General features: G+C 46.6%; 14 protein-coding genes and 1 pseudogene. 13 read left to right on the plus strand and 2 right to left on the minus strand.

Going from position 1 to position 12,782, the window contains the following annotated elements; translation table 11 throughout:
* Nucleotides 1-28: 28 nt before the first annotated feature.
* The 4 genes from FLB61_RS12510 (at nt 29) to FLB61_RS12525 (ending at nt 1,983) form a co-directional block, all read left to right on the plus strand.
* Nucleotides 29-406 (plus strand): TnpV protein, encoded by a 378-nt coding sequence (locus FLB61_RS12510; protein ID WP_087213570.1) that lies wholly within the window; start codon nt 29-31, stop codon nt 404-406.
* A gap of 123 nt (nt 407-529) precedes the next feature.
* Nucleotides 530-709, plus strand: coding sequence for a helix-turn-helix domain-containing protein (locus FLB61_RS12515; protein WP_027969185.1), 180 nt, complete (start codon nt 530-532; stop codon nt 707-709).
* Between the two features lie 120 nt (nt 710-829).
* Nucleotides 830-1,816 carry a helix-turn-helix domain-containing protein gene (locus tag FLB61_RS12520; RefSeq protein WP_087203481.1) on the plus strand — a complete coding sequence of 329 codons (987 nt, stop codon included), beginning with the start codon at nt 830-832 and terminating at the stop codon, nt 1,814-1,816.
* Complete coding sequence (locus FLB61_RS12525; RefSeq protein ID WP_074022010.1) at nt 1,813-1,983, plus strand: cysteine-rich KTR domain-containing protein; 171 nt, start codon at nt 1,813-1,815, stop codon at nt 1,981-1,983. The genes FLB61_RS12520 and FLB61_RS12525 overlap by 4 nt, the downstream gene beginning before the upstream one ends.
* Before the next feature lie 53 nt (nt 1,984-2,036).
* Here the strand turns inward: FLB61_RS12525 and FLB61_RS12530 are convergent, their stop codons facing one another.
* Nucleotides 2,037-3,536 (minus strand): MobA/MobL family protein, encoded by a 1,500-nt coding sequence (locus tag FLB61_RS12530; RefSeq protein ID WP_334300408.1) that lies wholly within the window; start codon nt 3,534-3,536, stop codon nt 2,037-2,039.
* Between the two features lie 182 nt (nt 3,537-3,718).
* Here FLB61_RS12530 and FLB61_RS12535 point away from each other — a divergent pair, with 182 nt between their 5' ends.
* On the plus strand, nt 3,719-4,384 hold the full coding sequence (locus tag FLB61_RS12535) for a helix-turn-helix domain-containing protein (protein WP_221920376.1): 666 nt from the start codon (nt 3,719-3,721) through the stop codon (nt 4,382-4,384).
* 107 nt (nt 4,385-4,491) lie between these two features.
* Nucleotides 4,492-5,790: a tyrosine-type recombinase/integrase gene (locus FLB61_RS12540; protein WP_221920377.1), complete on the plus strand. Its 1,299-nt coding sequence runs from the start codon at nt 4,492-4,494 to the stop codon at nt 5,788-5,790.
* Nucleotides 5,791-5,922: 132 nt separating this feature from the next.
* Here FLB61_RS12540 and FLB61_RS12545 read toward each other — a convergent pair whose 3' ends face one another.
* Nucleotides 5,923-6,339, minus strand: a complete 417-nt coding sequence (locus FLB61_RS12545) for a pyridoxamine 5'-phosphate oxidase family protein (RefSeq protein WP_087213563.1) — start codon at nt 6,337-6,339, stop codon at nt 5,923-5,925.
* Nucleotides 6,340-6,797: 458 nt separating this feature from the next.
* Between FLB61_RS12545 and FLB61_RS12550 the strand changes: the two genes are divergently transcribed.
* The 7 genes and pseudogenes from FLB61_RS12550 (at nt 6,798) to speB (ending at nt 12,764) form a co-directional block, all read left to right on the plus strand.
* The gene (locus FLB61_RS12550; RefSeq protein ID WP_221920378.1) at nt 6,798-7,211 is read left to right on the plus strand and encodes a cysteine-rich VLP domain-containing protein; all 414 of its coding nucleotides are present in this window, start codon (nt 6,798-6,800) and stop codon (nt 7,209-7,211) included.
* Nucleotides 7,212-7,322: 111 nt separating this feature from the next.
* Entirely contained in the window at nt 7,323-7,718 is a 396-nt protein-coding gene (locus FLB61_RS12555; RefSeq protein WP_087213558.1) for a replication initiator protein A, read from the plus strand.
* Nucleotides 7,719-7,901: 183 nt separating this feature from the next.
* Nucleotides 7,902-8,093: pseudogene (locus FLB61_RS12560) on the plus strand (plasmid recombination protein); the annotation flags it as partial.
* A gap of 245 nt (nt 8,094-8,338) precedes the next feature.
* A complete protein-coding gene (locus FLB61_RS12565) occupies nt 8,339-9,109 on the plus strand; it encodes an ABC transporter permease (protein ID WP_221920379.1) in 771 nt (256 codons plus the stop codon).
* Nucleotides 9,110-9,603: 494 nt separating this feature from the next.
* Nucleotides 9,604-11,058, plus strand: coding sequence for an aminotransferase class I/II-fold pyridoxal phosphate-dependent enzyme (locus FLB61_RS12570; protein WP_087200405.1), 1,455 nt, complete (start codon nt 9,604-9,606; stop codon nt 11,056-11,058).
* Nucleotides 11,059-11,062: 4 nt separating this feature from the next.
* Entirely contained in the window at nt 11,063-11,914 is an 852-nt protein-coding gene (gene speE, locus FLB61_RS12575; RefSeq protein ID WP_087200608.1) for a polyamine aminopropyltransferase, read from the plus strand.
* On the plus strand, nt 11,904-12,764 hold the full coding sequence (gene speB, locus FLB61_RS12580) for an agmatinase (protein WP_221920380.1): 861 nt from the start codon (nt 11,904-11,906) through the stop codon (nt 12,762-12,764). The genes speE and speB overlap by 11 nt, the downstream gene beginning before the upstream one ends.
* Nucleotides 12,765-12,782 lie beyond the last annotated feature (18 nt).

The following is a 12,782-nucleotide window of genomic DNA, read 5'->3' on the forward strand; positions in this document are numbered from 1 at the left end:
CGAATATATTATAATGGAGGATTTTTCAATGGACAAGTATATTTACGATGATAAAAATGATCTGTGGTATGAACTGCAAGGAGATTATTATATTCCTTGTCTTATTTTACCAGCCGAAAAAGAACAGCCTATCGGCTTATGGGGACAGCGACACTTGCAGTATTTGAAAGAATACCGCAGGATTACATACCTTAATCTGCTCACAAGCGGCAGGCTGAACGCTTACCTTGCCGACATTGATAAGCAGACGGAGGAGATGTTCTTTCGGTTGGTAGAGCAGATGAAACAGGCACAAGGTATTATGGAACAGTTAAAGGCAGAAAACGCCTTAGAATGGACAGGGCGGCTCAATAACATACGGGCGTGTGCAAGGGAGATTGTGGAGAGGAAGATTATTTTTGCATAAGGCAAAGGCGGCAGGGAGAAATCTCTGCCGCTGTTCTTTTGGGTGGTGGTGCTCACGATTCGTTTCTTGCTATTGTTCGTTTGACCGAGTATAATATATCTACTAATAATGTGGAGGTTTGTTATGTTTGAATATATGACGGTACAGGAAGCTGCAACTAAATGGGATATTTCAGAACGAAGAATACAGACACTATGTTCTGAAAACAGGATTGAGGGTGTTGTACGTTTAAGCAGAGTATGGCTCATACCAAAAGATGCAAAGAAACCGATAGATAGGAGAAAGAAGAACAACGAGAAGTAAAAAAGGATTTTGGGCAGTTGCAACTGCCAGTTGACATATTGAATGGTGCTGATTGGTGGTTAGCAACTTTATCAATCGCTAAAATAAATATAACAATCACATTAACAGGAGGACAAAATTATGATTTTTGCCGATAAACTTATTTTGTTACGAAAAAAAGCAGGCTGGTCACAAGAGGAGTTAGCCGAACAAATGAATGTAACACGACAATCTGTTTCAAAATGGGAGGGAGCACAATCTGTTCCTGACCTTGATAAAATGATACGCCTTTCCGAACTATTCGGAGTAAGTACAGATTATTTACTTAAAGACGAAATTGAGCAAGCAGAGCATATCAACTCGTCCAATGATATGCCGTCATTAAAGCGTGTCTCTATGGAGGAAGCAAATGCTTTTCTCTCTGTAAAATCAAGGACAGCTAAAACAATAGCGTATGCTGCTTTTTTGTGTATCTTATCTCCGATAGCTCTTTTGATATTGGGTGCAATTAGTGAAAGTACGTCAGGCGGCTTGAGCGAAGATATTGCAGGTGGAATTGGAATGATTGCTCTTATTATTTTTGTAGCAATAGCCGCCGTAATGTTTATATCAAGTGGTAGCAAAACCGCTCCCTTTGCATATTTGGAAAAAGAAAAGTTTGAAACCGAGTATGGCGTGAGTGGAATGGTTAAAGAACGCAAAGCAAAATACAAAGATTTGCACACAAAGAATAATATTGCAGGAACTTGTTTGTGTATTACTGCCTTAATTCCTCTTTTTACTGGAGAAATAATTGACGCTGATAACGACCTATTTCTAATGATTATGCTTTCCCTTTCCTTTCTCATTGCAGGCGTAGGTGTAATTTGTTTTATCAAGACGGGGATTATATGGGCGAGCTATGAAAAACTTTTGCAGGAAGGCGAATATTCTAAAGAAAACAAGGAAAAACCGTCTATTGCTGATGCTATATATATCGCATATTGGGTAATTGCAACAGCAATTTATTTAGGATACAGTCTATCATCAAATAATTGGGGGCAGAGTTGGGTAATTTGGGTTGTTGCGGCAGTAATATTTCCTGCTATCGTTGCAATTACCAACGCCTTTGATAAAAAATCAAAATGAGAATAGAATGGCTATTATGCCCTATCTGTAAAAGTAAAACACGCCTTCAATTACGAGAAGATACCGAATTAAAGAATTTTCCCCTCTACTGCCCTAAATGCAAGCAGGAAACACTTATCAACGCAAAGGATTTACAGATAACCGTTATTCAAAAGCGGGAACACTAATCAAACTATGTAAGCCGCCGCATGGGTAATACCATAGCGGCGGTTTTTCGCGCCTATCGGCTGTCTCTGTCAAAGGATTTCTTTCTCTGTCTCGGTTGGTTTCTTTGCTTGCCCTCTACCTGAAGCTGGCGCAGGCGTTTCAATACGCTCTCCCGTTCAGGCGGCTTTGCCTGCTCTTTTTGGGCGGGTTTCTGCTTTTCCCTGACTTGCCGCTCCCATGCGGCAAGGTCACGGTTGTACTGCTCCACAACAGCCTCCGCCTTGCGGTAGGTTGCCATGAACGCCTGCACATCGGGATAACCGTCCTCTTTCAGAACATCGGGCAGTCTATCCAGCTTTTCAGCGATTCCCTTTTCTGTCCGCTTTATCTGTTCTGTGAGCGCCTTGCGCTCCTTACTTTTGAAAATCCCTTTTGTGTTGGTAAGCTGCTGTTTCAGTTTCGGAAGTACCGTATCCTGCAAATGCCGGATTTCTTTCGCCTTATCCTGCGCCTTTATCATCAGGTTTTGCATATGGCGGAACTCTGCCATATCTATCTCAAGGACAGGCTTCGGCGGCATAGCGTGTTCACGGATTAGGTTTTGCAGGAAGTCCTTTGCCTTGCTGACGATACTGCGGAACAGATTGGGAAGCCAGCATTTGCTTTTGATAGACTGGCTCGCCTTTTCGTGTATCTCTGTCCGCTTGACTTCTAAAATCTTTGCTTCGGAGATACCCGATAATAACGCCATATCCGCTGTCCTGTTCCATTCCTGTCTTGCGGCATTGTCGGCTTTGATTTCGTTCCCTTTGGGATTGTTCTTGCCGATTTTCTTGGTCGGCAGATAGACACTGTTTTTATAAAATACCTTTAAGTGCTGCTCAGGATCAGAGATATGGCGGTTGATAAGTTCCGTATACACTTCCTTTATCTCCCGGAGAAAAGGCTCTCCCTTAAAGCGTGTATCTTTGGTAGTAAACAGATGGCTTTCGTATACCTCGCCTTTTTTGATGACGGTACAGTCTTTCCGTATCTGCCCGTCCTCCCCCGTGATTTCCTTTTTGGTGCGGACACGCTTTCCAGTCTCGTCAAAGAACACGCTGCGGGAAGCAACCTTCACATCAGGTTCGGGGAGCAGTTTCCTCTCGCTGAAAATCAGATGGATATGATAATTCGTCTTGCGCTTGTTGTGGTGGAGGGCGGACACGCACTCCACACCGTACCGCCTGCGGAACTCCTCTGTAAAGTCCGTGAGTACCTGCTGCGGCTCGTATTGCGTATAGATTTCGGGCAAGGCGATAATCAGTTCCCTTGCTTCGATACATTTGCCCTCTGCGCCGCTGCGCTGAAACTCCTGCTGGCTTTCCCTTGCAAGGTTGCTCCAAAAGGTGCTGTCGGCGGTGCGGTAGGTGGCATAGAGATTTTCCTGCCTTGCATGGCTTGTAATATACGATATTCGCCCTTTGACATTGGGCAGCTTTCCCCATTCCACCAGCTTCCGCATGGTGTTCCTGCCGATACCCGTACATTCTGCGGCTTCCTCTATGGTAAGTCCCATTTTAACTGCGCTCATTCTATCAACCTCCTTTTTAGGATACTCATTTTGCAACTACTGTTTTATCATTATACTTATTCTGCTATCTCTTGTCAACCTATTTTGCAACCATTCATAGTTTATTTACAACTTTTATTGAGATAAAGGTTGCAAAATAAGTATCGGCGTGTTATACTGATACCAGTCAGGAGGTGAACACCTTGAAAAAAGAAACCACATTCACCGCAAAACAGGTCGGTGGGCGGATTAAGGAACGCCGCACAGAGTTAAACATTACCATGCCGGAACTCGGCAGGCGTGTAGGCGTGAACAAATCCACCATTCAGCGGTACGAAGCGGACGGGGTTGATCCGAAGCGCACAATGGTTATCAACGGTCTTGCGGAAGCGTTGCTCACTACTCCCGAATGGCTGACAGGTCTTTCCGATGATAAGGAATATGACACCTACACTCTATGCCAGCGGGATATTGAGGAACACATCAAGAAGTATCTGGACACACTTTCCCATACAGTAAAGGGCGAGCCGCATCAGCAGCTTCTCACGACATTTCTCGGCAAGATGGTTGACCTGTATACGGTTATGACCTACTACTTTGCTGACGCTATGGAGGAAGTTGACCGTGTGGCGAAGGACAAGGGGCTGAAAGAGTCTCTTGGACGGTACGCCATAGAGTCCGGGGCAATCATGGAACAGGTATACCGCAAGAAGATGGAAGTACCGATTGAGGATATGAAACGGTTTTTAGACGGGATTTTACATATCCACGATGAGGGGCGCACAAGAATGTCGATGGGCGCACTTTTCGGGATAGTGGAGGAAGCTGAAGAAAGGCTTTCCGAAAAAGAAAATTCCGTGGCACCTTGACAAGTAAAGACGCCAGTTGACTTTCACTGGCGGAAGTGACACAATTACTTTACGCACACCATATGTCACAGTCCCGATTGCCACGGATAGAAAGGAGTTTTTTATCTATGGCAAAAGGTTCTGTAAGAAAGAAAGGCAAAAAGTGGTACGGACGCTTTTACATTGAAGATGAAAGCGGCAGAAAAGTGCAGAAAGAGTTTGCAGGCACAGAGAGCAAGGCGGAGACAGAAGCCATGCTCCGCAAAGCGATAGCGGACTACGAGGAAAAGCAGTTTGTCGGGAAAGCGGAAAACATCACGGTAGGCGATATGCTGGATATGTGGGTAGAGGAAGAACTGAAACCCGGAAACTTAAGCAACGGGACGGTCATGTCCTATCAGGGAACGGTCAACCGTATCAGGCAATATCCCATTGGCAAACGCAAGCTGAAAACCGTGACCGCCGACCATTTGCAGGCGTTCATTGATTTCCTGAGCTACGGTGGAACAAACCCGGACGGGACAACTTCAAAGCCCATGAGCAAAGGGTATATGCTCCTGTTCTCGGCAGTGCTGCAAAATTCCTTCCGCTTTGCGGTTTTCCCGAAAAAACTGATTACCTTTAACCCTATGCAGTATGTGAAGCTGAGGGGCAGGAAGCAGGAAACGGATATTTTCTCGGACAGTGAGGAAGATACTTCCAGTATTCCTACTATCACCCATGAGCAGTTCCAAAAGCTGGAGGAATTTCTCAAGGCAAAAGACAATCCCGCCTTGCTGCCTGTGCAGATAGCGTACTACACGGGACTTCGTATCGGGGAAGTATGCGGCTTGACTTGGCAGGATATTAACCTTGAGGAACAATATCTTACAGTACGCCGCAGTATGCGCTATAACGGAACAAGGCACACAACCGAAGTAGGAACGACAAAGCGAAGCAAAGTCCGCACCGTTGATTTCTGCGACACGCTGGCGGCAATCCTGCGGGCGGCGAGAACAGAACAGCGCAAAAACCGTTTCCGCTACGGGGAGCTTTATTACCTGAACTACTACAAAGAAGTAAAGGAAAAAGGGCGCACCTATTATGAGGTTTACAGCCTGCAAAGGACAGAGGAAGTCCCGGAGGATTACAAGGAAATCTCCTTTGTCTGCCTGAGAGCAGACGGGGCGTATGAAGCGCCGAGTACGGTAGGGATTATGTGCAGGGCGGCAAAGAAGAAAGTGAAAGGGCTTGGGGAGTTTCATTTCCACACGCTCCGCCACACCTACACAAGCAATCTGTTGTCCGGCGGCGCAAAGCCGAAAGATGTGCAGGAACTTCTCGGACACTCTGATGTCAGTACCACAATGAACATTTACGCTCACTCTACAAGGGAAGCGAAGCGCACTTCCGCAAGGCTGCTGGATAAGGTGGTCGGCGGGGAATAAAAAGTTGCCCTTGTTTCGGCTCGTAAGGGCAAAAACAAGGGCAAACAGATAAGGTTTGAACGGAAAACAGGCGTGAAGCCTTGAAAAATCAATGGTTTTTGAAGATTAGATAGTTAAATTAGGATTTGAAGTTTAAAATTCATATCTTGTTCCATGTGAAAGTAACAGTCCGTCCGTTAATTTCACGCATAGAATTATGGTGTTTTCATCATCAAAATCATTATGCCCATTATCAATCCATTCGGCAAAAACGATTTTCAGTTTCTCAGCAATTATACGATTTTCTTCTTTTCCAAAATACCCTAAATTGTTTCCCTTTCCATGTGCAGTAAACCAGTCACTCGCTATTGCAACATTTGGGTTTTTTTCTATTTGTTTTATTTTGTTAGAAAGTGCATATGTAATAATATAAAATGAGCCATCCTCATAATAAGCATTTACATTCCGCACATATGGCATTTCTTGTTCCACCGTTGCTAATGCAATCACCGTGTCTTTTCCAAAACGTTCGATCATTATTTTTTCAGCTTCTGAGCTTAATTTTCTCATAAGGTTATCTCCTATACAAATTCCAATTTGTCACTCTGTACTTATTATTTTACCACAATTCCGAGAGCGTGGAAATAGCCTGTTTCTTAAGCCGATTTCCCACCTTTCGGATATACGGAACGGGCGGTCATTTAGGTGTAGACTTAGGGTAGTTCATCGATGGACAGCACCTTGAAAACAGAATGACCGTCCGAAAAGGGATACCCCGGCTGGGGAAGCACCGCAAGGAGCCGGACTTCGGGACAAAATGTCCCGAAGTATGGGGAGCGTGCCAACGCCGGAACACGCCGCTATTGTCGGGGCCCCCGCAAAGCCGCATGGCTTTGTGGGGAGAGGAGGAGCAGCGGAGCGAGTGAGTTTTTCCGCTTGCGGTGAAACGAACGATACGCAGCTTGCGACGACGAGGCAGGAAAACTTTTCGGGGAGAACGGCAACGGAAAGCAAAATGGAGGGAACGCATGAGAGATAACCCCTATAAAGACTTGCCGCCGCTGGAACGCAGGCCGGACGGTTCCCTTTACCGCATGACACCGGCACAGAAGAAACAAGCGGCCAGCCTGATACGCCGGGAGTGCTGTTGCTTTGAGGACGGCAACTGCATTGTCCTTGATGATGGGGACACCTGCACCTGCCCGCAGACAGTTTCTTTCTCGGTCTGCTGTAAGTGGTTCCGCTGGGCGGTCTTGCCGCTGGACGGGACGCTGGAAGCGGAGATTTTCCGGGATAAGGACTTGAAACGCTGTGTGGTCTGCGGCGGTGTGTTCGTCCCCAAATCCAACCGGGCAAAATACTGCCCCGGCTGTGCCGCCAGAGTTCACAGGCGGCAGAAAACAGAAAGTGAACGGAAAAGGAGGTCTGCTGTGGACAGTTAGGAGCGAAAAAAGCCTTGATTTATCAGGCTCCGCAAGCCCCAAACCGGGGCAGGTGGTATAAAGTATCGCCCGCCCCGGAAAACGGGCTTCTAACCGTCCACAAAACACGATATGACAAACACGATTTACATTCATCAGCCGGAAAAGGCGTTCAGCTTCACCCGGCTCCCGAATTTTCTCTTTGAAGCCCCCACATTCAAGCCCCTGTCTAACGAGGCAAAGGTTCTGTACGCCTTTATCCTGCGCCGGACAGAGTTATCCCGCAAGAATGGGTGGGCGGATGACTGCGGACGGATTTTCCTGTATTACCCTATCTGTGAAGTGGTCACACTGCTCCATTGTGGGCGGCAGAAAGCGGTGAATACCCTGCGGGAACTGCAATACACCGGACTGGTGGAGATCCAGAAGCAGGGCTGTGGAAAACCCAACCGCATTTTCCCAAAATCCTATGAAGCGGTTCCAAACACCGACTTTAAGAAATCCCGTTCTGGTACACCGGAGGACTGAAAACCGTACCCATGAAGTACGGAAACCGCCCTCCTGAAGTATGAAAACCGGACGGTATATAGAAATACAAAGATTAAAATGACTGATTTATATCCATTCCATTCTTATCGTATCAGAGATAATTCCGGCGGGATTTTCCCTGTAGAAAACCCCGGATAGGAAAGGAATGGGGAAAGGAGCAGAATGGCACAACACGCAATTTTGCGGTTTGAGAAGCACAAGGGCAACCCGGCAAGGCCGCTGGAAGCCCATCACGAAAGACAGAAAGAACAATACGCCAGTAACCCCGACATTGACACAAGCCGGAGCAAATACAATTTCCATATCGTCAAGCCGGAGGGACGCTATTACCACTTCATTCAGAGCCGGATTGAGATTCGCAATCTGCACCCTGGGGAAGGAGTGGAAGTAGATTTTGTCCGGGAAGAAGAAGCGGAACGTTTTCTGATAGATTATCCTGGCGGAAAGCGTACCGGAAAAAGACAGATTGTTTATGAAAAGGGGACAGAAAAAGAGATGGAGCGAATTCTCACAGCGCTTTCCAGCGCTCATATCTGCCCCAAGCGGGTGGAAATGAGGGAGCTGACTTTGGAGGGACTTTTTATGGAGGTAGTAGGAAGATGAGACAGTACAAGGCATTTGTCAAAAAAGAATTTCTGGAACTGTACCGTTCCGGGAAAGGGTGGATCATGCTTGCAGTCTTTTTCCTTTTTGGTATTATGGCTCCGGCTTTTGCCAAACTGACCCCGTTTATCATGGAGGCCTTTTCCGACAGCCTTTCCGAGGCAGGGATATCAATGAAAACAATGGAGATCACTGCCATCAGTTCCTGGCAGCAGTTTTACAAAAATGCACCATTGGCGTTGATCCTCTTTGGACTTGTGTTCAGTTCTGTAATGACAAACGAATATCAGAAAGGAACGTTTGTCAACATCCTGACAAAAGGAATGAAAAGGTGGAAAGTCATAGGAGCAAAAGGAAGCGTACTGCTGACAGTATGGACAGTCTGCTACTGGATGTCTTATGGGACAGCGCTTGCTTATACAGTATATTTCTGGGATAACACAGAGATACGGTACCCTTGGCATGCAGCGGGCTATGTCTATCTTTTCGGTATTCTTCTGATCACAGCCATTTTATTTTTCTCTTCCATCTTTAACAGTCAGGCTGCGGTATTGGGAGCAGTGGGAGGGAGTGTGATCCTGTTCTATTTTCTGGAAATGATCCCGGCTCTGTCAGACATCATCCCTCTGCGTCTTCTCGCCCCCATATCGATACTTACAGGCGGGACTGAACCAGGGGATTTTGTCGGAGCTGCTGTGACGGCAGCAGTGTTGATCTTGTTGTTTTGTCTCGGAGCGGTGTTCTGTTTTAATAAAAAGCAGATTTGAAAAAATCGACAAAGATTGTAAATTTCTCTTGTATAAGAAAGACATATGTGCTAAACTAGGCACGTATGGAAGGCAGATCTGTAGGCAGAAGTTCTCCATGCAAATATTTTTAAGCGGCAGATAGCCGCATTATTGATTGAGTTAGAAGCTCAAATTTTATAAGTTGGTTACTTTATAACCGAATATGCATACAGGCATGTTACAACTTGTGAAACGGTCAATAAGAGTAATAAAAGTAAAAATATTTGCTATATAGACTCTAAACCCATGATTTGTCTTGAATATATTTGAATTTAAGATTTAAGACAGAATTCGTATCCGTACAGAACAGACGGAAATAGAATGACACAAGCAGACGGCATGCAAAGATGCCGGTGCCTGTGTCTTTTTTTATTTTGTCGGAGAGCCCTTGTGACTTCCCGGGAGAATAAGACGGCCCTTCAAAAGCTGACGCTGCGCAGAAGGAAAGACAAACGAAGAAAGGAAGAGGAAAGATGGATATTTCAGCACAAAAGCATGCGCCGATCTATGAGGCGCTGGAACGGTTCCGAAAGATGCGGATCGTTCCGTTTGATGTCCCGGGGCACAAACATGGCCGGGGAAATCCCGAACTAGTGGAGCTTCTGGGAAGCAAATGTGTGGGGATCGATGTAAATTCCATGAAACCCCTGGATAACCTCTGTCATCCGGTTTCTGTTATCAAACAGGCGGAAGAGCTGGCAGCGGAAGCGTTCGGGGCGGCACATGCATTTCTGATGGTAGGAGGGACGACATCCGCCGTCCAGAGTATGGTTCTTTCCTGCTGCAAGAAGGGGGATAAGATCATCATGCCCCGAAATGTACATCGAAGTGTGATAAATGCTCTCGTACTTTGCGGTGCAAAGCCGGTCTATGTCAATCCGGATGTGGATCAGCACCTTGGGATCTCCCTTGGCATGAAATTAAGCCAGGTAGAAGAAGCCATCCGGGAGAATCCGGACGCGGTGGCGGTACTCGTGAATAATCCGACATATTACGGGATCTGTTCAGACCTCAGGAGCATTGTAAAGATCGCCCACGAATACGGAATGAAAGTGTTGGCGGATGAGGCGCACGGAACACATTTCTATTTCGGGGAAGGGCTTCCGGTGTCCGCAATGGCGGCAGGAGCAGATATGGCGTCTGTGAGCATGCACAAGTCCGGAGGAAGTTTAACGCAAAGCTCTCTCCTTTTGACTGGACCAAATGTGAATGCGGGATATGTAAGACAGATCATCAACTTAACTCAGACGACAAGCGGATCTTACCTGCTTTTGTCAAGTCTTGATATTTCCAGAAGGAATCTGGCGCTTCGTGGAAAGGAAGCGTTTGCCAAAGTGGCTGAGCTTGCCCGTTATGCAAGAGAAGAGATCAACCAGATCAGCGGTTATTACGCTTTTGCCGGGGAGAAGATCAACGGAAACAGTATCTTTGATTTTGATACGACAAAACTTTCCGTGCATACTCTGGATATCGGCCTTGCCGGAATTGAAGTGTATGATATCTTGCGTGATGAATACGACATACAGATCGAGTTCGGCGATCTGGGAAATATTCTTGCATACCTTTCCATCGGCGACCGAAAGCAGGAGGTAGAGCGTCTGGTAAGTGCACTTGCGGACATCAAGCGGCGCTATCAGAAAGACAAGACCGGCATGCTCACACAGGAATACATCGCGCCGGACGTTGTCCTGACACCGCAGGAATCTTTCTATGCGGAGAAAGAATCCCTTCCAATACGGGAGACAAAGGGACGGATCTGCAGTGAGTTCGTCATGTGCTACCCTCCTGGAATTCCGATTCTGGCACCTGGGGAAGCCATCACGGACAAAATCATAGATTATATATTGTATGCAAAAGAAAAAGGCTGTTCTATGACAGGACCTGAGGACGAGAAGATCGAACGACTCAATGTATTAAAGGAGAGATAAGACGATGGAAATGTGGTTTTCTGATGAACATACTGACAATGTAAAGCTCTCATTGCGTATCAAACGGCAGCTTTTCAGTGCAGAAAGCGAGTTCCAGCGCATCGATGTCCTGGAATCGGAAGATTTCGGCAAAGTGCTTGTTGTCGACGGGGATCTGATGCTGACGGAAAAGGATGAATTTATCTATCATGAGATGATTACCCATGTGCCGATGGCTGTCCATCCGGACGTAAAAAATGTTCTTGTCATCGGCGGAGGAGACGGAGGCGTTGTCCGGGAACTGATTAAGTATGACTCTCTGGAAAAGATCGACGTGGTAGAAGTGGATCCGCTGCTTGTGGAAGTGTGCAGAAAATATATACCGGAGATTGCCTGCAGTCTCAACGACAGCAGGGTGGAAATCTACAATGAGGACGGACTTCGGTTTATCCGATCCAGGACATCGGAGTACGATCTGATCATCATCGATTCTCCGAACCCGTTCGGACCAGGGGAAGGGCTTTTCACGAAAGAATTTTATGGGAACTGCTACAATGCCCTGCGTGATGATGGGATCATGATCAACCAAAATGAGAGCCCATTCTATGAAGAAGAGGCGTTTCAGTGCCAGAGGATGCACAAAAGGATTGTGGAGACATTCCCGATCTGCAAAGTGTATCAGGCGCACATACCGGCATATCCATCCGGACACTGGCTGTTTGGATTTGCATCCAAAAAGTACCATCCGCTGAACGATCTCAACGGAGTGGGATGGAAACTTAGAGGAATCAGCACAAGATACTATGAACCAAGACTTCATTACGGCGTGTTTGCGCTGCCGGTTTATGTGGAGGAGTTGTTAAGAGATGTTGAATAAAAACGTAATGACATTTATCGGATGTGACGCAGAATACGAAGATGCCCGGATCGTTCTTTTCGGGGCACCGTTTGATTCTACCACATCCTATCGCCCGGGCACCCGGTTTGCAAGCCAGGCTATCCGGAATGAATCCTATGGACTGGAGACATACAGTCCATATCAGGACAAGGATATGACGGATTATAATTATTACTTTGACAGCGGGGATATCGAACTCCCTATAGGAGATTCTGAAAAGGTGCTTTCAGCCATCGAAGAGCGAACAAAGATCATACTGGATGACGGAAAGATTCCGTTTATGATCGGGGGAGAGCATCTCGTGACTCTCGGGAGCATACGGGCGATAGCGGAAAAATATCCGGATCTCCATATCATTCATTTTGACGCGCACACGGATCTGCGGGATGAATATCTCGGAGTAGAGCTTTCCCATGCCAGCGTGATACGCAGATGCTGGGATATTCTGGGAGACGGAAGGATCTTCCAGTTCGGAATCCGTTCTGGCGAACGCTGGGAGTTTGAGTGGGCAAAGGAGGGGCATACTTCCCTTCAGAAATTTGACTTTACCGGACTTGCGGAAGCAGTCAGACAGATCAAAGGAAAGCCAGTCTACCTGACAGTGGATCTGGATGTGCTGGATCCTTCTGTTTTTCCGGGAACCGGGACGCCGGAGGCCGGAGGAGTGACATTTATGGAACTTTTAAATGCCATTCACACTGTCTGCAAAGACGCAGACATAAAAGGATGCGACGTCAACGAGCTGTGTCCGCCTATGGATACAAGCGGGGCGTCCACTGCCACGGCATGTAAAGTGGTAAGAGAACTGCTTCTGGAACTGTCCAGATAGACAGAAAAAATAAAAAAT

The sequence above is a fragment of the Sellimonas caecigallum genome (genome assembly GCF_019754295.1).
Taxonomy (GTDB): Bacteria; Bacillota; Clostridia; order Lachnospirales; family Lachnospiraceae; genus Sellimonas; species Sellimonas caecigallum.